This window comes from Sphingobium sp. D43FB (genome assembly GCF_002312805.1).
Classification (GTDB): domain Bacteria; phylum Pseudomonadota; class Alphaproteobacteria; order Sphingomonadales; family Sphingomonadaceae; genus Sphingobium.
The window spans coordinates 42195-61767 of the sequence record NZ_NMUA01000011.1; the positions used below are offsets into that span (position 1 = coordinate 42195).

Below are 19573 nucleotides of genomic sequence, written 5' to 3' on the forward strand. Positions count from 1 at the left end.
TGAGGGTTACGCCTCTCCCGCCATCTCCTCCTCGGGCACGACATCGACCATTAGGTGCAGGCTTTGCCCGCCGCCGCCGACGAACAGCCCGTCCATCGGCGCGACGTCGGCATAGTCGCGGCCCATGGCGACGAAGAGATGCCCATCGCCGGTGATGACGCCATTGGTCGGGTCAAAGCCGATCCAGCCGCGCGTTCGCCCGCACCACAGCATGACCCAGGCATGCATCGCATCCGCCCCGATCAGGCGCGGCTTGCCGGGCGGCGGATAGGTGCGCAGATAGCCGCTGACATAGGCGGCCGGCAGCCCGGCGAGGCGCAGCGCCACCACCATGACATGGGCGAAATCCTGGCACACGCCATGGCGCGCGGCAAAGGCATCGGCGACGGGTGTCGCCGCGTCGGTACTGCCCGGTTCATACCGAAATTCGGCGCGGATGCGCTGCGCCAGGTCAAGCGCTGCAGCGACGATCGGCCGGTCGGGGGACAGGCCATCGCCGACCCAGGCGCCGATGTCCGGCAAGAGCGGCGCGCGCACCGAGGCATAGAGATAATGGGCGGGTGCCGCTGGTCCCATGTCGCGTTCGGCCAGCGCCGCCTGTGCCACTGCGCCGATGCTGGGATCATCCGCCTGCGGCACGATCGCGCCGCCCTGCACGCCGATGCGGAAGCGGCTTTCGATCGTGAGCTGGCGGATCGGGCTTTCGATCACCAGCCGGGCGACATGGACCGGCCAGGCGCCGGGGCGCGAATCGATCGCCGATGGCAGCGGATCGACCTCCAGCGCATAGTCGGATGTCCATTGGCCCGGCCACGGCGCGGGCCGCAGCCGCAGGTTGAAGCGGGCCAGCCGCATCGGGCTGGCATAGCGCAGGATGGTGCGGTGCCGGACATGGTAGATCATGACAGCAGGTCCATCGTCTCGGTCTTGCGGACCTGCAGGAAATAGCGCTGGCCGATCGCGTCGGAGAGGCCGAGCAGCCGGTTCTCCACATCGGCGATATCGGCCATGGTCAGCATGTCGCCGGTCAGCGGCGCGAGCCGCGCCGCCAGCGCATCGGCGCGGCGTAGCGGCTCTTCGGGCATGCCGTCGGCGCGCAGCGTGGGCAGCGCGGCGATATGCTCCGCCAGCCGTGCCGCCTGATAGACGATCGCGCGCGGATTATGCGGCTCCAGCGCGACGAGATCGCGCACCGGCGGCAGCGCCGGGCCGGTCAGATAGCGGGTGCGATAGCTGATCTGGCTGTCCTGCAAATCCAGCAGCACGGTCAAATCGTCGGCGCTGGCGCCGTCGCCGCCGAACAGGCTGACGAGGCGACAGCCATTGATCGCGCGCTCCATCCGGCGGCCCATATCATGGAAGCGCCAGGCTTCGGTGCGCGCCATATTCTCCGCCGCCAGCCCCGACAGCGCAGAAATCCGCTCGATCATGCGGGATGTGGCGTCGAGCAGCGTCTCGGTCACCGCGCCGTCGAAGCGGGGCAGCGGCAGGCGCACCAGCCGCCACACGTCGCTCGCCAGTCGATCGCGCAGCCCCTCGCCGATATTGGCCACCCGGCCCATCAAGGTCCGCACGCTGCCGCTCTGGTTGGCGTCGCCCAGCGCGATGGCGCAGAGCGGGCCGACCGCGCCGCGACTGCTGGGGATTGCGCCCCATAGCGCCAGTTGCCCGACCAGCCGCGCCATGGTGGGCGAAGCAAGCGAGGGGCCGATATCCGCCTCGATCGATCCGCCGACGATCGCGCGGATCAGCCGCAGCGTCATTTCGGTGCGCTCGATATAGCGGCCCAGCCAGAAGAGATTGTCCGCCGCCTTGGCCGGCAGCATCCCCCCCACCCGCCGGATCGCGGGCGCGCCGCCGGAGCCGAGCAGCGTGTCGGGCGGCACGGGCTGGCTGTCGATGACGCACATGTCGGCGGACATGTCGCCCCGGCCCATCAGCGCGGCGCGAATGTCGCCATGGCCCGCAAGGCGTGCGAAGGCGCCCGGCATCACACGCCATTGGCCGAGTGCATCGCGCGCCACGAACACGCGCAGGGTGAAGGGCAGCGGGGTCAATTGCCCATCGACGATGGCGGGGGTGGTCGATAATTTCACCACTTCCTGCCCGACATAGTCCATCGGCCGCCGCGCCATGGCGTCCAGCAGGGCGGCGCGTTGATCCTTGTCCAGAGCCGATCCGGGAGCGAAATGCGCGTCGGGCAGGCCCGCGACCGTCTGATCAAAGGCGGAACCGACCACCAGTTCGTCCAGCCGGTCGCGCACATGGGCGCATTCCTTGGCCTGGCCGCACCACCAGGTCGCGATATTGGGCAGGATCAGTTCCTCGCCCAACACAGCCCGCGCCAGTTGCGGCAGGAAGGCGGCGAAGGCGCGCGATTCGATCACGCCCGCGCCCGGCCAGTTGCTGACCATCAGGCCGCCGCGCGCGCAGGCATCGTAAAGGTCGGGCACGCCGATGCGTGACTTGCTGTCGAAGGCGAGTGGGTCGAGGAAGCGGCTGTCCAGCCAGCGCCACAGGCCGTCGATCCGCTTCAAGCCCTGGATGGTGCGGACGAATAATTGCCCGTCAGTGACGATCAGATCCTCGCCCTCGACCAGCAACAGGCCAAGATAGCGGGCGAGATGCGCCTGTTCGGCATAGCTCTGGTTGAAGCGGCCGGGCGTCAGCAGGCCGATGCGCGGGTCGGACCGGGCGCAATCGGCGGCCAGCCCCCGGCGCAATTCGTCGAAAAAGGGCGCAAGCCGCCGGGTATTCATCGCGCCCAGCAGATCGCCCGTGGCGCGTGACAAAGCCAGCCGGTTTTCCAGCGCATAGCCCACCCCCACCGGGGTCCGCACCCGATCCGACAGGACGCGCCATTCGCCCGCCGGGCCGCGGCCGATATCGGCGGCGTAGAAATGGAGCTGGTGCCCCTGCGGCGGCGGCGCGCCGTTCATGACGCGCCAATAATGGGCGCTGCCAGTCACGATGCTGGCGGGCAGATTGCCGTCCCTGACCAGCGACTGGGTGGAATAAATGTCGGCGATGACCCGTTCGAGCAGGTCGGCGCGCTGGGCGAGGCCGCGTTCGATATGCGCCCATTCGCCCGCGCCGATCAGCAGCGGCACTGGCCCCAGCGGCCAAGCGCGCTCCTGTTCGTCGCCGGTCAGACGGAACGCCATGCCCAGGTCGATCGCCTGCCGCCCGACATGGTCGGCCAGCGTCGCTGGGTCGCCCTGCGCCTGCGCCGACAGCCGTTGCAGCATCGTCCGCCAGCGCGGGGCCATGGCGGGCGCGGCGTCGGCGAACAAATCCCCCGCCGGTGCGGCGGCGAGATAGGCATCGGCCCATCCCCCCGCCGCGCCGGGCGGGGCCGCGGCGTCGGCGGCCATCACAGCCCCGGTTGTTTGAAGCGCAGGTCCAGCGTCATCGGAAATTCGCTGGCCGTTTCGGCGGCGGGCATGTCGACTTGGCCTGGGGTGTGGCCATAATCCTGGAACCGCGCCTTGCGCCGCGCTTCGGCCTCATAGCCGTTGATCGGCAGCGTGTCGTAATTGCGGCCGCCCGGATGCGCGACATGATAGACGCAGCCGCCCAGCGACCGGCCGCTCCAGCTATCCAGCACGTCGAAGGTCAGCGGCGCATTGGCGGGCAGATGGGGGTGGAGGCAATTGGCCGGTGCCCATGCCTTGTAGCGGACGCCGCCCACCGCTTCGCCCGGAACGCCGGTGGCGGTCATCGGCACCTGCCGCCCGTTGCACGCGACGATATGCCGCCCGGCGACCAAGCCGGTGGCGCGGACCTGCAACCGTTCGGTCGATGAGTCGACATAGCGCACCGTGCCGCCGATCGCCCCGGTTTCGCCCAGCACGTTCCAGGGTTCGAGCGCATGGGCGATTTCCAGGCCGACGCCGCCCGCATCGACCGTGCCATGGACCGGGAAGCGGAACTGGCGCTGCGCTTCGAACCAGTTGGGGTCGAAATCATAGCCCGCGCCGCGCAGGTCGGAGAGGATCTCCAGAAAATCGGCCCAGACGAAATGGGGCAGCATGAAACGGTCATGCAGCGTCGTGCCCCAGCGCACCAGATGGCCCTGCTGCGGCTGCCGCCAGAACCAGGCGGTCAGCGCGCGGAGCAGCAATTGCTGCGCCAGGCTCATGCGCGCTTCGGGCGGCATTTCGAACCCGCGAAACTCCAGCAGGCCAAGCCGCCCGGTGGGACCATCGGGCGAGAACATCTTGTCGATGCAGATTTCGGTGCGATGGGTATTGCCCGTCACATCGACCAGCAGGTTGCGGAACAGCCGATCGACCAGCCAGGGGGGCGGCGCTGCGCCCTCACCCGCAAACGGGTTGGGCACCTGCGCCAGCGCGATCTCCAGCTCATAGAGGCCGTCATGCCGCGCCTCGTCGATGCGCGGCGCCTGGCTCGTCGGGCCGATGCAGAGGCCGGAGAAGAGATAGGAGAGCGAAGGATGGCGCTGCCAATAGAGGACGAAGCTCTTGAGCAGATCAGGCCGCCGGATGAAGGGCGAGTCGCCCAGCGTCGGCCCGCCCAGCACGATATGATTGCCCCCGCCGGTGCCGACCGATCGACCATCGACCATGAATTTGTCGGCGGTCAGCTGACATTCGCGGGCATGGTCATAGACTTGCTGGGTGATGTGAACCGTCTCGTCCCAACTGGCGGCGGGCTGGACATTGACTTCGATCACGCCGGGGTCGGGCGTCGCCTTCAGCACGTCGATGCGCGGGTCTGGCGGCGGCGAATAGCCCTCGATCCGCACGGGGATGCGCAGCGCTTCGGCGGCGGCTTCGACCTCGGCGATCAGCTCCAGATAATCTTCCAGCGCCTGTACCGGCGGCAGGAAGACCGAGAGATAATGGCCGCGCGGTTCGACCGTCACGGCGGTCCGCACCGCGCCTTCGATGATGACCTGCTCGACCCGTTCCTGCGCGGCCATGCCGCCTTCGGGACCGGCCACGCGCTGCGACTGTTGCGCGCGCACTTCCTCGACGCTCGCCTGTTCGACGATCTGGGTGCGGAAATCGGGCAGCGGCTCGCGCGGATCGCTGGTGTCGCGGGGGTGGATATAGGGGTAATCGGAGGGCGGCACATAGGGCAGCGATCCCAGTGGCAGGCGATAGCCCAGCGCCGAATCGCCCGGCACCGCGAACAGCTTGCCGCGCCGCAACTGCCAGATTTCGCTCTGCCAGCGCGGCTTTGCCACCTGAGACTGCCAGCGCTGCACCGGCAGCACATAGCCGACCGGCTGGTCCAGGCCACGCTCGAACGTCTTGACCATCCGCGCGCGCGCTTCGGGGTCGCTGATCTTGGGATCATCGGGGCTGGCATTGATCGGCAGGTCGGCTTCCTTGACCGCCCAGACTGCCGGATCTTCATAGACCGCATGGGTATATTCGTCGGTAAAGCCCATATTCCCGGCCATATGGCTGAGGAATGCGCGGGCGTCGGCGGGCGTCACCATGCGCGCACCATCGGGCGCATCGTCGGGCGCGATCAGGCTTTCGTCGCGCCAGATCGGCGTGCCATCCTTGCGCCAATAGACCGCATAGGCCCAGCGCGGCAGGCTTTCGCCCGGATACCATTTGCCCTGCCCATGATGCAGCAGACCGCCGGGCGCGAAGGTCGCGCGCAGCTTGCGGATCAGCCGGTCGGCATAGGCCGCCTTGGTCGGCCCGACCGCGTCGCCATTCCATTCGCCCGCATCGCCGCCATCGACCGCCACGAAGGTCGGCTCGCCCCCTGTGGTCAGGCGCACATCCTGCGCGATCAGGTCGGCATCGACTTGTGCGCCGAGCGCCATCACCGCATCCCAGCGGCTGTCGGTAAAGGGCTTGGTGATCCGCACCGCTTCGGCAATGCGCGACACGTTCATCGCGAACTCGAAATCGACTTCGGCGGGTTCGGCCATGCCGCTGATCGGCGCGGCGGACTTGTAGTGCGGCGTTGCGCAGAGCGGAATATGCCCCTCGCCCGCGAACATGCCGCTGGTGGCGTCCAGCGCCACCCAGCCTGCGCCGGGCACATAGGCCTCCGCCCAGGCATGGAGGTCGACGACATCCTGCGTGACCCCCTTTGGCCCCTCGATCGGCTCGACATCGGCGACCAGCTGGATCGAATAGCCCGACACGAAGCGCGCAGCAAAGCCCAGGCGGCGCAGCAATTGCACCAGCAGCCAGGCCGAATCGCGGCACGATCCGGTGCCGACTTCCAGCGTCTCTTCGGGCGTCTGCACGCCCGCTTCCATGCGGATGACATAGCCGACCTGTTGTTGCAGGCGGCGGTTCACCTCGACCAGGAAATCGACCGTCCGGCTTTGAAAACCATCATATTGCGCCACCATCGCGTCGAACATCGGCCCCTGCGGTTCGATGTCGAAATAGGCGGCGAGGTCGGTCTTCAGCTGGTCGTCATAGGCGAAGGGGTAAGTCTCCGCATAAGGCTCGACGAAGAAATCGAACGGATTGATGATGTCGAGGTCCGCGAGCAGATCGACCTGGATGCGGAAATGATCGACCGGATCGGGAAACACCACGCGCGCCAGCCAGTTGCCGTGCGGGTCCTGCTGCCAGTTCAGGAAATGGTTCGCCGGTTCGATCTTCAGCGCATAATTGGGGACTTTGGTCCGGCTATGCGGCGCCGGGCGCAGGCGGATGACCTGTGGCCCCAGGCGGATCGGGCGATTGTAACGATAGGCGGTGAGGTGGTGGAGTGCGGCTTTGAGCATGGTCGCGATCAAACGCTACCCCCTGCTGCAATGCAACAGCCAATCGCGCGGGCCGTGCAGATTCTAACCGGTGCCCAACCGCCCGCGCCGATAGCGCCGCCGCAGCACCGCCCCCGCGATCAGCAACGGCGTCGCCACCAGCATCAGTGCCATGCCGATCAGGCTGGGCGACCAACCCAGGATGCTGTGCAGGCCAAAGGCGGATGGCGCGAGCAGCAGCAGAAATCCGGCGGTCAGCAGCCACAGCCCCCAGCGGCGCGGCCGCACCGCGACCATGCGATATTCATGCCGCCACGCCTTGCGGCCTTCCTTGGTCGACAAATCGGGGGTGGGATGGTGAGACATAAGGGCTGGACTCATGCCGCGAACGCCTTACCCTGTCCAGCATCCCCGGGGGACCGTCCGCAGACGGTTGAGAGGCAGCTATGTGGCTGCGACCCGTTGAACCTGATCCGGCTAACACCGGCGTAGGGAGGGTCAGCGCGCTTTTACACCGCCCGCCGTCGCTCTCCTCGCCCATGAAGGAGAGACGAATATGGCAGATGTTCCCGCCCGCACCGAAATCGGCGTCACCACTGGCCCCATCAGGGGATCGCGCAAGATCCATGTCGGCCCGCTGAAGGTCGCGATGCGCGAAATCACGCTGGAGCCGGGCAGCGGCGAAGCGCCCGTGCGGGTTTACGACACGTCCGGTCCCTATACCGATCCGACCGCGCAGATCGACATTCGCGCGGGCCTGCCGACGCTGCGTCACGACTGGATCGTCGGCCGGGGCGATGTCGAGGACTATGCGCCACGCGAAGTGCGGCCGGAGGATAATGGGCTGAAAGGGCCGGATCGGTCGGGGGGCGTCGCGCAATTCCCGCTCGGCACCCGCCGTCCGCTGCGCGCGAAGCCGGGCGCGAATGTCAGCCAGATGCACTATGCCCGTCGCGGCATCATCACCCCGGAAATGGAATATGTCGCCGAACGCGAAAATCTGGGCCGCGCGCGCCTTTCCGAATATATCCGCGACGGGCAGGATTGGGGCGCGGACATCCCCGACTATGTGACGCCCGAATTTGTCCGCGACGAAGTGGCGCGCGGCCGGGCGATCATCCCCAGCAACATCAACCATCCCGAATCCGAACCGATGGCGATCGGCCGCAATTTCCTGGTCAAGATCAACGCCAATATCGGCAACAGCGCGGTCGCGTCCGACGTCGCGGCCGAAGTCGACAAGCTGGTCTGGTCGATCCGCTGGGGCGCGGACACGGTGATGGACCTGTCCACCGGCCGCAACATCCACGACACGCGCGAATGGATCATTCGCAACTCGCCCGTGCCGATCGGCACCGTCCCCATCTATCAGGCGCTCGAAAAGGTCGGCGGCGTCGCCGAAGATCTGACGTGGGAGATTTTCCGCGACACGCTGATCGAACAGGCCGAACAGGGCGTCGATTATTTCACCATCCATGCGGGCGTGCGGCTGCCCTATATCCCGATGACCGCCAAGCGCGTGACCGGCATCGTGTCGCGTGGCGGCTCCATCATGGCGAAATGGTGCCTCGCCCATCACCGCGAAAGCTTCCTCTACGAGCGGTTCGACGAGATTAGCGAGATCATGAAGGCCTATGACATCGCCTATTCGCTGGGCGACGGCCTGCGCCCCGGTTCGATCGCCGACGCCAATGACGAGGCGCAATTTGCCGAACTTTATACGCTGGGCGAACTGACCAAGCGCGCCTGGGAACAGGATGTGCAGGTGATGATCGAGGGGCCGGGCCATGTGCCGATGCACAAGATCAAGCAGAATATGGAAAAGCAGCTCGAAGCCTGCGGCGAAGCGCCCTTCTATACGCTAGGGCCGCTCACCACCGACATCGCGCCGGGCTATGACCATATCACCAGCGGCATCGGCGCGGCGATGATCGGCTGGTATGGCACGGCGATGCTTTGCTATGTGACGCCCAAGGAACATCTGGGCCTGCCCGATCGCGACGACGTGAAGGTCGGCGTGGTGACCTACAAACTCGCCGCCCACGCCGCTGATCTGGCCAAGGGGCATCCGGCCGCGAAAGTGCGCGACGATGCGCTCAGCCGCGCGCGGTTCGAATTCCGCTGGCGCGACCAGTTCAACCTGTCGCTCGACCCCGACACGGCGGAGCAATATCACGACCAGACGCTACCCGCGGAAGGCGCGAAAAGCGCCCATTTCTGCTCGATGTGCGGCCCCAAATTCTGCTCGATGAAGATCACGCAGGAGGTCCGCGATTTCGCCGCGAAGCAGAATCAAGAGGCTGATGCGTTCATCGCCGCCAATCCTCCCCGTTCCGGGGAGGGGGACCGTTCGGCGCAGCCGAATGGTGGAGGGGGTACGCCCCTGGACCCCGCCTCCGCCGAACAGGGCATGGCGGAAATGAGCAGAGTGTTCAGGGAAACGGGGAGTGAATTGTATATGGGCGCTGGGGATAGGGAGCGGGATTGAGGGATACGGGATTGAGCGATAGAAGCTGATCTTGTGTTAGGGAGATAGGCTGTGAGCTGGCTCGATAAATTGCGAAGGCGATTGACGGGCCAGCGCCCTCCCGGTCCGAGTTACAAGCCTATGCCGCCTCATCCGGCAAACGTGCCCGGCTCTTTCTATGTCGAAAATGGGTGTTGTTTGTTTTGCGGCGTCTGGGAAGATGTTGCGAGTGATATGATGAGCTGGTTAGGGGATGACCCCGGCCATTGTTATATCTCTCGCCAACCTCAGACAGACGAAGAATTTGGCCGGATGGTTGAAGCAATGCAGATAAATGAAGTCGATTGTATCCGTGTCCGCCATTGCAAGAGTGCGTGGAAGGACGAACTCATTCGGCAAGGTTTGGTCGATCAAATTGATCCAGAATGAAAATATTTGGCGGCTGTAGCGAACTGGCGGACTGCAAATGGATAATATCACCCCACCTTCTTCGGCCGCCCACCCTTCGCCCCATTAGCCCTTGCCGCCGCTGCCTTGGCGGGCGATGTCACGCTGCCCGCGCGCCGCGCCAGTTCGCGCATCCAGGCCTTGGTGCCGAACGATCCGGCCATCAGCGCCGGGACGGAAAGGTCCACGTCCAGCGCTTCCCAATGCAGGCCAAAGCCCGCGCCCGCAATCTCCACCTCTGCCAGTTGATCGGGCGTGGCCGCTTCCAAACCCTGCGCCAGGCCGGGCGGAAAGGCGAAGGTTGCGCCACTGGCGAGGTCGACGATGATGCGCCCCGCCTTGCGGTCATAGCGCGCGGCCAGCGCGCGCGGTTCGTTGGCCAGCGCGTCCCGGCCCCGCGCCTCTGCCGCGTCGATCTGCGCATCGGACCAGTGACCCGTCATTCCTCATCTCCATGTATCGAGCGCCAGTGCGTCATGAACGCCGCCTGCCGCTCCAGCACCACATCCATCGCCCGCCTGCGATCCGCCGCTTTCATGCCGATCGCATATATGAGTTGGGGTAGCGCGCCATCCGGCGACAGCGCGACCTTCAACTCGCCATTGCCCAGCACATGGACATGCGGCGGCTCATGATCGTGCGTGTAGATGACAAAGCGCATGCCATGCGCACGATAGATCGTAACCATGGCGATAAATAACCTATCTGTTGGGTTATTTCAAGCGAGCAACGAGTTCACCGATACACCTTTCGCCGATGCGCCACGCGCACGATGATAATCACCACCCGCTCATCCTTGATCTGCGCCACCACGCGATAATCGCCGACCCGCCAGCGCCAATAGCCTGCATGGTCGCCGGTCAGCGCGCTGCCCAGCGTACGCGGATCGTCCAGCGTGGCGATCCGTTCCTCCAATGTCGTAATGATCCGCCGGGCCACGCTACGGTCGAGTTTCTTCAACTCCTTTACCGCATCGGGCAGGAACTCAATCGTCCAGGCCAAGATCGCGCTTCACATCGGCAAGTGGAATGGCGTCGCCCGCGCGAAAACCCTTCATCCGTTCCTCGGCGAGATAAAAATCTTCCAGATCATCCAGATGCGCCTCGATTGCTTCGCGCGCATAAAATGTCTTGGTCCGCCCCGTCCGCGCTGCCAGCGCATCAAGGCGGCTCTCCAATTCAGGCGTCAGGCGCACGGCAAGCATATCAGCCTCCAAGGGTTGCTATACATATATAGCACTTGCGCCAAACACGCAATTGCACGCTACACGCCCGTCAAAAGTGCCGCGCCGGGTCCATCGCCTTGTGCAGCACGCGGACTATCGAAATATTCTTCCCGTCGAAGCGATAGAAAAGGCGATGTTCGCGAACCGGCAGGCTGCGAATCCGATCGCCAAGATCGGGTCGTGCCATGCCCAGTTCGGGATGTTCGCGAAGCCGGTCGAGTGCCGTGTCGATGGCAAGCAGATAGGTTTCGCCTGCCACTTCGCCATGCCCAGCGACGCTATAGTCGAGTATGTCGTCCAAGTCGCGCCGGGCCTTCGCCCTGATACGCAGTATCATCCCGCGTTTGATTGGGCGGCCCGCCGGGCGCGACCGTCAGCGATGATGTCGGCGATGGTCGCGTCGGTTTCCGGCGACGCTAGCCCTTCTTCGATCGCGGCACGCAGAGCGCGGCGCTTCTCCTCCGCCTCCTGCTCGCGCCGAACCAGGTCGCGGACATAATCGCTGCTGCTGCTGTAGCGGCCTTCGGCGACGCGGGCCTCTATCCAGCTTTTGAGGCCATCGGGGAGGGAGATGTTCATCTGTGCCATGGCCATAATGCCTACAATATTGCGCTATTCTTGACAAGAAGCGTGGCCGTTGCACCCTCGCCGCTATCTATGTTATAACGAGCGTATGAACATGCCCCTCAAAATCACCAAGATCGGCAACAGCGCCGGAGTCATCCTGCCCAAGGAATTGCTGGCGCAACTGCGCGTCGGGCCTGGGGATATGCTCTATGTTACCGAATCCCCCGATGGCGTGCGCCTGACCGCGGCCAATCCCGACTTTGAATCGAAGATGGACCTGGCCGAACAGATCATGCGCGAGGATCGCGACATATTGCGCGTGTTGGCGAAGTAAGCGGACATGGTGGAAAGCGGCGAACAGCGCCGCGAGCCGGTGTGGATCGAAAAGCCCGTCGCGCTCGCTATCCATGACCGCCAACTGGCCGAACATGGCGGCGGCACCGGTGTCCGCGATGACGGATTGCTGGAATCGGCGCTGGCACGTCCGCTCAACCAGTGGACCTATGGTGAGGAGGATCACTGCCAACTGGCCGCTGCCTATGCTTTCGGCGTCGTGCGCAACCATCCCTTCGTCGATGGCAACAAGCGCACCGGCTGGGTGCTGGCGCGCCTGTTTCTGGCGCTCAACGGCGTTGCCCTAAGTTTCGACGCGAGCGACGCGACCCGCACCATGCTGGACTTCGCCGCCGGGAATCTGGGCGAAGCGGACCTGGCCGACTGGTTCCGCCAGCACCTCGCCCCCGCCTGACCGCGCCGTTCCGTTACCCCCGCTCGCGCGCCTTGATCTTGCGCACGTCGGCCAGCTGCCCCATCAGTATCGCCAGTGCGTCGCGTTCCGGCTGGGGCAGGTCCGTCGTGTCGAAATGGCGGATCAATATTTCGAGCGCGTCGCCGATGCGGCCGATCTGGCGGCCATAACTGCCGACCTCGTCCAGCACCGTGCGTTCGATGTCGGGCCGCGCCGTCTGCCCCAGGGTGATGTTGACGAGGCCGATCTGCCCGCCATTCTGCGTCCAATAGAGAGGATTGATCGCCTGCCACAATTTTTCGGGTGCCAGCGCCATGGTGAAGGGTTGCATCGGGCCGTCCTTCGCTCGTTCGAGACGAACCGAAAGCTGCCATGGCAGACCCGCCTGCGCAAGCGCGCTGTCCTACCGGCCGCAACGCTGCTATGCTCTCGCCCAGGCTTTGCGATAGGATCAATGCGGCGCAACATAGTATCGCAATGTGCGGGAAAAGTGCGAAGCTAAGGCCGCGACGCCGCCTGTCCTTCGGCCCGCACCCCCCTTGCCACTGGACCGCCCGGCCATAAGCCCTACATAGCCCTCTTATGCCTCCCGAAACGCCCGAAACCGCTCCCTTGCCGCCCGTCTGGGCGACCTTCCGCCGCTTCCTGCCCTATTTGTGGCCGGCCGACGCGCCCGCGCTGCGCCGCCGCGTCGCCATCGCGATGCTGCTGGTGCTGCTCGCCAAGCTCATCAGCATCGCCATGCCCTTTGCCTATAAGGGCGTGATCGACCGGATGGCACCGGGCATGGAACCGGCGGTGGGTCTCGCCATCGCGCTGGTGCTGGTCTATGCCGGTGCGCGGTTCAGCGCGGTGCTGTTCGACAATCTGCGCAATGCCGTGTTCGAGAAGGTAGGGCAGGAGGCCAGCCGTCGCCTCGCCGATGACGTGTTCGTCCATCTCCACCGCCTGTCGCTGCGCTTCCACCTCGACCGGCGCACGGGTGCGGTCACCAAGATCGTCGAGCGCGGGACCAAGAGCATCGACACGATGCTCTATTTCCTGCTGTTCAACATTGCCCCCACCATCATCGAGCTGGTCGCGGTCTGCGCCATCTTCCTGTTCAAGTTCGGCTGGGGCCTGGTCGCTGCGACGCTCGTCATGGTGGTCGCCTATATCTGGTTCACCCGCACCGTGACCGAATGGCGCAACCAGCTGCGCCGCGACATGGTGGACATGGACACCAGCGCCGTCGCCCATGCGGTCGACAGCCTGCTCAATTTCGAAACGGTCAAATATTTCGGCGCGGAACAGCGGGAGGCCGACCGCTATAGTGGGGCGATGCGCCGCTATGCCAAGGCGGCGATCAAGAGCGAGAACAGCCTTGCCTGGCTCAATGTCGGCCAGTCGCTGATCACCAACCTGATGATGGCGGGCGCGATGGCCTATAGCGTGTGGGGCTGGAGCGTCGACCAGTTCACCACCGGCGACGTCGTGCTGGTCAATACGCTGCTCGCCCAGCTGTTCCGGCCGCTCGACCTGCTCGGCATGGTCTATCGCACCATCCGCCAAGGGCTGATCGACATGGAGGCGATGTATCAACTGATCGACACCCAGGCCGAGGTCGCCGATGCGCCGGACGCGACGGTGCTACGGGCGCCGGGCGGCGCGGTGCGGTTCGATCATGTCCGCTTCGGCTATGACCCGGAGCGGGAGATTTTGCATGACGTGAGTTTCGAAGTGCCCGCCGGGCATACGCTGGCGATCGTCGGGCCTTCGGGCGCGGGCAAGTCCACCATCGCGCGCATCCTGTTCCGCTTCTACGATATCCAGTCGGGCCAGGTGACGATCGACGGGCAGGATATCGCCAAGGTGACCCAGGCCTCGCTGCGTGCCGCGATCGGCATCGTGCCGCAGGACATGGTGCTGTTCAACGACACGGTCGGCTATAATATCGGCTATGGTCGCGAAGGCGCGTCGCAGGACGAGATCGAAGCAGCGGCCAAGGCCGCGTCGATCCACGACTTCATCCTCAGCCTGCCCAAAGGCTATGACACGCGCGTCGGCGAACGCGGCCTCAAGCTGTCGGGCGGGGAAAAGCAGCGCGTGGCAATTGCGCGGACATTACTCAAAGACCCGCCCTTGCTGGTGCTGGACGAAGCCACCAGCGCGCTCGACAGCCGCACGGAAACCGAAATCCAGACCGTGCTGCGCGACATCAGCCGCAAGCGCACGACGCTGGTGGTGGCGCATCGCCTGTCCACCGTGGTCGATGCCGAAGAGATTATCGTGCTGGACCAGGGCCGCATCGTCGAACGCGGCCGCCACGCCGATCTGGTGCGCGCCGATGGCCTTTACGCTTTGATGTGGAACCGGCAGGCGAGCGAGCGGGAAGCGCTGCCGGGTGAGGGGGGCGTTGGCGATGTGTTCGAGGTGGTGGTGCCATCCTCCTGACCTATTCTCCGGCGCAAGCCGGAGTCCAGAGGCCCCAGGCGCGGTGCCGCGTCGCCCTGGACCCCGGCCTCCGCCGGGGAACGGTCTACCTCTCGTCGTTACCGCGTCATGGCCTCAATCGACGAAGTTCGCCGCCACCTCCGGCGGCACGCGCAGGATGCGGCCGGTGGCCTTGTCGATGATCGCCCAGGTGGATTTGGCCGCGACCTTCACCTTGCCGTCGGCATCGGTAAATTCCATCATCCGGTCGAAGCGCGCCCCGCGGGGTGCCTCCGCTATCCAGGTGCGCGCGGTGACGCTGTCGCCTGCCGTCACATTGCCGCGATAGTCGATCTCATGCCGGGTCACGACCCAGATATAGGCATCGACATGCGCCGGGTCGGCATCGCGGTTCCAATGCTCGACCGACACACGTTCCATCCACTGGACCCAGACCGCATTGTTCACATGACCAAGAATGTCGATGTCGTCGGGGGTAGCGGTGATCTGGCAGGTGTAGGATGATGGCATATTATCCTCCGTTCGCCCTGAGCTTGTCGAAGCCTGTCCTGAGCGCCTGCCGCAGGCGGGCAGTCGAAGGGGGCATTACTTCCTGGAAGGAAGAAAGAGGCTTCGACAGGCTCAGCCCGAACGGGTGAGAGGTTGGCCCTTTCACGCCTCGACCACCCCCAACTGCCACAGCAGAAACGCAAACTCCTCCGCCATTTCGTGCAAGCTCTCGAACCGGCCCGACTTGCCGCCATGGCCCGCGCCCATATTGGTCTTGAGCAGCAGGATATTGTCGTCGGTCTTGTTGGCGCGCAGCTTTGCCACCCATTTGGCCGGCTCCCAATAGGTGACGCGCGGATCGTTGAGGCCCGCCGTCACCATCAGCGGCGGATAGGCCTGCGCCGTCACATTGCTATAAGGATCATAGCCCAAAATCGTCTCGAACGCAGCCTTGTCCGCGATCGGATTGCCCCATTCGGGCCATTCGCCCGGTGTCAGCGGCAGCGTTTCGTCCAGCATCGTGTTGAGCACATCGACAAAGGGCACATGCGCCACCACAGCACCCCACAGGTCGGGATTGCTATTGATCACCGCGCCCATCAGCTCGCCGCCCGCCGACCCGCCGGAAATGCCGATCTTGCCCGCCGCTGTATAGCCAAGGTCGACCAGCCCCTTTGCCACGTCCACGAAATCGGTGAAGGTGTTGGTGCGCTTGTCGAGCTTGCCGTCCAGATACCATTGCTGGCCCAGATCATCGCCGCCGCGAATATGTGCGAGCGCGAACACCATGCCGCGATCCAGCAGCGACAGGCGCCCGGTCGAAAAGCCCGGCTCCATCGCCAGACCATAGGCGCCATAGCCATAGAGATGCAGCGGCGCGCTGCCGTCGCGGGGCAGGTCTTTGGGGTAGACGATCGACACGGGAATCGCGGTGCCATCACGCGCCGGGATCATCAGCCGTTCGGTCGTGTAGCGGCTGGCGTCATAGCCCGACGGGATGGCCTGCACCTTCAACTCTTCGAGCCGTCCGTCATCCAGATGATAATCATAGATGGTGTCGGGCGTGACCATCGATTCATAACCGATGCGCAGCTTCGTCACATCATATTCGGGATTATCGTCCAGCCCCGCGCAATAGCTGGCTTCGGGGAAGGGGATGCGCTGTGGCCTGTGGGTGGCGTAATCGCGCAATTCGATCTGGTCGAGCCCGTCCTGCCGCCCTTCGGTGACGTAGAAGCGCTGGAACAGGGTGAAGTCGGTCAGGTAGAAATGATCGTCGGGCGCGATCACCTGCGTCCACTGGTCGGGCGCGTCGAGCGAGGCCGTCACCAACCGGAAATTGGGGTGGGCGTCATTGGTGCGGATGTAGAGGCGGCCCTCATGCTCATCGACATCATATTCGCGGCCCGGCTGGCGCGGCGCGACCAGGATCGGGTCGGCCAGCGGATTGTCGGCGGGGATCAGCCAGGCTTCGGTCGTCACATGGTCGCCGGTGGCGATGACGATCCATTTTTCCGAGGAGGTGAGGCCGACGGAGACGCGGAAGCCTTCATCATCCTCATGGAAAAGTTCGACGTCGCTCGCGACGCTCTGGCCCAGCCAATGGAGCCGCGTATTGTCGGTGCGCCAATTGTCATTGGCGATGCCGTAGAGCAGCCCCTTGCTGTCGCTGGTCCACACCAGCGATGACAGCGTGTCGGGGATGATTTCGGGCAGGATTTCGCCGCTCAGCAGATCCTTGATCCGCGCTTCGAACCGTTCGGAGCCGTTGGTGTCGATCGCATAGGCGAGATAGCGGCCATCGGGGCTGACCGACATCGCGCCTAGCCGGAAATAGTCATGCCCCTGCGCCAGCGCGGTTTCGTCCAGGATCAGCTGATCCGGCCCGCCCGCCACAGGCTTGCGATACCATTTGCGATATTGCGCGCCGATTTCGAAGGCGCGCCAATAGATATAGTCGCCGTCTTTCTGCGGCACCGACTGGTCGTCTTCCTTGATCCGCCCCTTCATCTCGGCGAACAATGTGTCGGTCAGCGCCTTGTGCGGGGCCATCGCCGCTTCGAAATAACGGTTTTCTTCCGCCAGATAGTCCAGCACTTGGCTGTCCGTCACCTCCGGGTAGCCGGGGTCGCGCAGCCAGGCATAATCGTCGGTCAGGGTGATGCCATGATGGGTGAAGCTGTGCGGACGGCGGGCGGCAACGGGCGGCTGGGAAAGATCGGTCATTCAGTGTCCATATATGATCGGGTCGTTTTGATCGGGTCGGCGGCGCTGGCATAAGCGCCTTTGCCCGCTTATGTTGTCGCCTTTGCGGCCTGCGCAAGGGCCGATAGACAAGGAAGCATGAATGTCCACCTATGAAGACCGGCTGAAGGCGCTGCGCGCGCAGTTGGTGCGGGACCGGCTCGATGGTTTCGTCGTGCCGCTGACCGACGAGCATATGAGCGAATATGTCGGCGCCTATGCCCAGCGGCTGGCTTGGCTGACGGGGTTTCAGGGGTCGGCGGGCAGCGCGGTGGTGCTGCCGGAACAGGCGGCGATCTTCACCGACGGCCGCTATACGTTGCAGGTGCGCGAGCAGGTGGACGGAGCGCATTGGGCTTACGAGAGCGTGCCGCAGACCTCGATCGCCGATTGGCTGGGCGTTCATGCGCCCAGCGGCGGCCGGATCGGCTATGACCCCTGGCTGCACACCAGCGCCTGGGTAAAGGCGGCGAGCGCCGCGTTGGCGAAGAAGGGCGCGACCTTGGTCGCGGTCGACACCAACCCGATCGACGCGGTCTGGCCCGACCGCCCCGCGCCCAGCGCCGCACGGCTGGTGGTGCATGAGGATCGCTTTGCCGGGCGCAGCGCCGCCGACAAAAGGCAGGCGATCGCCGACTGGCTGGTGGAGACAGGCGCGGATGCCGCCGTCCTGTCCGCGCTCGATTCGATCGCCTGGGCCTTCAACATCCGCGGCAAGGATGTCGATCGCACGCCCGTAGCGCTCGCCTATGCGATCATCCATGCCGATGCGACCGCCGACCTCTATGTCGCGCCCGAAAAGATGGACGATGCCGTCGCCCAGCATCTGGGCAACGCCGTGCGGGTCAGCGACGGTGTGAACTTCGCCGCCGCGCTGCAGGATTTTGCTGGAAAGACGGTGGTCGCCGACCCCGAACGGGCGGTGGCCGCGATCTTCGACGCGCTGGAAGATGGCGGCGCGACCGTGCTGCCGCTGCGCGACCCGGCCGTGCTGCCCAAGGCGATCAAGAACGACGTCGAGATTGCCGGGCACAAGGCCGCGCAGGCGCGCGATGGCGCGGCGCTCAGCCGCTTCCTCCATTGGGTGTCGGTCGAAGCGCACAAGGGCGGCCTCACCGAAATGTCCGCCGCCGACCGGCTGGAAGCCTTCCGCAAGGACACAGGCCTGCTCGAAGACCTGTCGTTCGACACGATCAGCGGCGCGGGGCCGAATGGCGCGGTGGTTCATTACCGGGTCGAGGACAAGACCAACCGCCCGATCGAGACAGGTACGCTCTATCTGGTCGATTCGGGCGGCCAATATCGCGACGGCACCACCGACGTCACCCGCACGCTGGCGATCGGCACGCCGACCCGCGAGATGCAGGAGCGGTTTACGCTGGTGTTGAAGGGCCATGTCGCGCTGGCGCGGGCGGTGTTCCCGGTGGGGACTCGCGGCGGCCAGCTCGACGTGCTGGCGCGGCAATATCTCTGGGCGCAGGGTCTGGATTATGCCCATGGCACCGGCCATGGCGTCGGCAGCTTCCTGTCGGTACATGAAGGGCCGCAGCGGATCGCAACCTTTGGCGGCGGCGACGAGCCGTTGCAGGCGGGCATGATCCTGTCCAACGAGCCGGGCTATTACAAGACTGGTGCATATGGCATCCGCATCGAAAATCTGGTGCTGGTCGAGGAACGCGCCGTGCCGGGCGCGGAAAAGCCGATGCTGGGGTTCGAAACGCTGACCTTCGCGCCGATCGACCGGGCGCTCATCGCCACCGACCTGCTGAGCGCGGAAGAGCAGGCGTGGATCGACAGCTATCATGCCCAGGTGCTGGACGTGGTCGGGCCGCAACTGGAGGGCGACGCGCTGGCGTGGCTCAAGGCGGCCTGCGCGCCGCTGACGGCGGGTTAATCCTTGGCGGGATCGGGCGTGGGGGCGGGTGGCGTCTCCCGCGCCTGCGCCTTGCGACGGCGCAGATTGTCGCGCAACGCCTGCGCCAGTCGCGCCTTTTTGTCATCCTGTGTCTCGGCCATGCCGACGCCCTAAGCAAATTGCATCATCCGCCGCAACCCGCCTTGACAAGGGCAGCGCACGCAGCCATAGGCCCGGCTCCCAGCGCGACGAGCGCTTGCGGATGAGAAACAGAGTGCTGCTGTAGCTCAGTGGTAGAGCGCGTCATTGGTAATGACGAGGTCGGGAGTTCAATCCTCCCCAGCAGCACCATTTTTATCCCCTTAATTCCATCAGGTTCGTGACGC

At 65.0% G+C, this 19573-nt stretch carries 20 protein-coding genes, 1 tRNA gene and 1 riboswitch; of the genes, 7 read left to right on the plus strand and 14 right to left on the minus strand.

The genetic code is table 11. From position 1 onward, the window contains the following. Nucleotides 1-6: 6 nt before the first annotated feature. From SxD43FB_RS11275 to SxD43FB_RS11290, 4 genes are all read right to left on the minus strand, one after another. Nucleotides 7-903, minus strand: a complete 897-nt coding sequence (locus tag SxD43FB_RS11275) for a transglutaminase family protein (protein WP_096062263.1) — start codon at nt 901-903, stop codon at nt 7-9. Further along, nucleotides 900-3374, minus strand: coding sequence for a circularly permuted type 2 ATP-grasp protein (locus tag SxD43FB_RS11280; protein WP_096062264.1), 2475 nt, complete (start codon nt 3372-3374; stop codon nt 900-902). The genes SxD43FB_RS11275 and SxD43FB_RS11280 overlap by 4 nt, the downstream gene beginning before the upstream one ends. Continuing rightward, nucleotides 3374-6733, minus strand: a complete 3360-nt coding sequence (locus SxD43FB_RS11285) for a transglutaminase family protein (protein WP_096062338.1) — start codon at nt 6731-6733, stop codon at nt 3374-3376. Before SxD43FB_RS11285 ends, SxD43FB_RS11280 begins: the two co-directional genes overlap by 1 nt. A 63-nt stretch (nt 6734-6796) precedes the next feature. Beyond that, nucleotides 6797-7093 (minus strand): hypothetical protein, encoded by a 297-nt coding sequence (locus SxD43FB_RS11290; RefSeq protein ID WP_255245688.1) that lies wholly within the window; start codon nt 7091-7093, stop codon nt 6797-6799. Between the two features lie 21 nt (nt 7094-7114). Further along, nucleotides 7115-7224: riboswitch (TPP riboswitch) on the plus strand. A 44-nt stretch (nt 7225-7268) separates the two neighbouring features. On the opposite strand from SxD43FB_RS11290, the gene thiC reads away from it, so the two are divergent. Continuing rightward, the gene (gene thiC, locus SxD43FB_RS11295; RefSeq protein WP_096062266.1) at nt 7269-9200 is read left to right on the plus strand and encodes a phosphomethylpyrimidine synthase ThiC; all 1932 of its coding nucleotides are present in this window, start codon (nt 7269-7271) and stop codon (nt 9198-9200) included. A 51-nt stretch (nt 9201-9251) separates the two neighbouring features. Beyond that, complete coding sequence (locus SxD43FB_RS24760) at nt 9252-9608, plus strand: hypothetical protein (RefSeq protein WP_141249499.1); 357 nt, start codon at nt 9252-9254, stop codon at nt 9606-9608. Between the two features lie 47 nt (nt 9609-9655). Here SxD43FB_RS24760 and SxD43FB_RS11300 read toward each other — a convergent pair whose 3' ends face one another. The 6 genes from SxD43FB_RS11300 to SxD43FB_RS11325 form a co-directional block, all read right to left on the minus strand. Beyond that, nucleotides 9656-10069, minus strand: coding sequence for a DUF2442 domain-containing protein (locus SxD43FB_RS11300; protein WP_069065714.1), 414 nt, complete (start codon nt 10067-10069; stop codon nt 9656-9658). Continuing rightward, entirely contained in the window at nt 10066-10314 is a 249-nt protein-coding gene (locus tag SxD43FB_RS11305) for a DUF4160 domain-containing protein (RefSeq protein ID WP_069065715.1), read from the minus strand. Before SxD43FB_RS11305 ends, SxD43FB_RS11300 begins: the two co-directional genes overlap by 4 nt. Nucleotides 10315-10361: 47 nt before the next feature. Then, the gene (locus tag SxD43FB_RS11310; RefSeq protein WP_069065716.1) at nt 10362-10628 is read right to left on the minus strand and encodes a type II toxin-antitoxin system RelE/ParE family toxin; all 267 of its coding nucleotides are present in this window, start codon (nt 10626-10628) and stop codon (nt 10362-10364) included. Beyond that, nucleotides 10612-10830 (minus strand): TraY domain-containing protein, encoded by a 219-nt coding sequence (locus tag SxD43FB_RS11315; protein WP_069065717.1) that lies wholly within the window; start codon nt 10828-10830, stop codon nt 10612-10614. The genes SxD43FB_RS11310 and SxD43FB_RS11315 overlap by 17 nt, the downstream gene beginning before the upstream one ends. A 70-nt stretch (nt 10831-10900) precedes the next feature. After that, nucleotides 10901-11188 carry a type II toxin-antitoxin system RelE/ParE family toxin gene (locus SxD43FB_RS11320; RefSeq protein ID WP_069065718.1) on the minus strand — a complete coding sequence of 96 codons (288 nt, stop codon included), beginning with the start codon at nt 11186-11188 and terminating at the stop codon, nt 10901-10903. Further along, a complete protein-coding gene (locus SxD43FB_RS11325) occupies nt 11185-11439 on the minus strand; it encodes a type II toxin-antitoxin system ParD family antitoxin (RefSeq protein ID WP_069066941.1) in 255 nt (84 codons plus the stop codon). Before SxD43FB_RS11325 ends, SxD43FB_RS11320 begins: the two co-directional genes overlap by 4 nt. A gap of 85 nt (nt 11440-11524) precedes the next feature. Here SxD43FB_RS11325 and SxD43FB_RS11330 point away from each other — a divergent pair, with 85 nt between their 5' ends. After that, nucleotides 11525-11752: an AbrB/MazE/SpoVT family DNA-binding domain-containing protein gene (locus SxD43FB_RS11330; RefSeq protein WP_081912942.1), complete on the plus strand. Its 228-nt coding sequence runs from the start codon at nt 11525-11527 to the stop codon at nt 11750-11752. Nucleotides 11753-11758: 6 nt separating this feature from the next. Continuing rightward, a complete protein-coding gene (locus tag SxD43FB_RS11335) occupies nt 11759-12166 on the plus strand; it encodes a type II toxin-antitoxin system death-on-curing family toxin (RefSeq protein WP_069065719.1) in 408 nt (135 codons plus the stop codon). Nucleotides 12167-12179: 13 nt separating this feature from the next. Here SxD43FB_RS11335 and SxD43FB_RS11340 read toward each other — a convergent pair whose 3' ends face one another. After that, nucleotides 12180-12497: a hypothetical protein gene (locus SxD43FB_RS11340; protein ID WP_037476942.1), complete on the minus strand. Its 318-nt coding sequence runs from the start codon at nt 12495-12497 to the stop codon at nt 12180-12182. A gap of 251 nt (nt 12498-12748) precedes the next feature. Between SxD43FB_RS11340 and SxD43FB_RS11345 the strand changes: the two genes are divergently transcribed. Further along, the gene (locus tag SxD43FB_RS11345) at nt 12749-14599 is read left to right on the plus strand and encodes an ABC transporter ATP-binding protein/permease (protein WP_096062267.1); all 1851 of its coding nucleotides are present in this window, start codon (nt 12749-12751) and stop codon (nt 14597-14599) included. Nucleotides 14600-14713: 114 nt separating this feature from the next. Here SxD43FB_RS11345 and SxD43FB_RS11350 read toward each other — a convergent pair whose 3' ends face one another. Together SxD43FB_RS11350 and SxD43FB_RS11355 are read right to left on the minus strand one after the other, a co-directional pair. After that, on the minus strand, nt 14714-15109 hold the full coding sequence (locus SxD43FB_RS11350) for an acyl-CoA thioesterase (RefSeq protein ID WP_096062268.1): 396 nt from the start codon (nt 15107-15109) through the stop codon (nt 14714-14716). Nucleotides 15110-15250: 141 nt separating this feature from the next. Next, nucleotides 15251-17314, minus strand: a complete 2064-nt coding sequence (locus tag SxD43FB_RS11355) for a S9 family peptidase (protein WP_096062269.1) — start codon at nt 17312-17314, stop codon at nt 15251-15253. A gap of 121 nt (nt 17315-17435) precedes the next feature. On the opposite strand from SxD43FB_RS11355, the gene SxD43FB_RS11360 reads away from it, so the two are divergent. After that, a complete protein-coding gene (locus SxD43FB_RS11360) occupies nt 17436-19226 on the plus strand; it encodes an aminopeptidase P family protein (RefSeq protein WP_096062270.1) in 1791 nt (596 codons plus the stop codon). Here SxD43FB_RS11360 and SxD43FB_RS25900 read toward each other — a convergent pair. Beyond that, nucleotides 19223-19348, minus strand: coding sequence for a hypothetical protein (locus SxD43FB_RS25900; protein WP_255245689.1), 126 nt, complete (start codon nt 19346-19348; stop codon nt 19223-19225). The genes SxD43FB_RS11360 and SxD43FB_RS25900 overlap by 4 nt on opposite strands. Before the next feature lie 115 nt (nt 19349-19463). Here SxD43FB_RS25900 and SxD43FB_RS11365 point away from each other — a divergent pair. Continuing rightward, a tRNA-Thr gene (locus SxD43FB_RS11365) sits at nt 19464-19538 on the plus strand. Nucleotides 19539-19573: the final 35 nt, after the last annotated feature.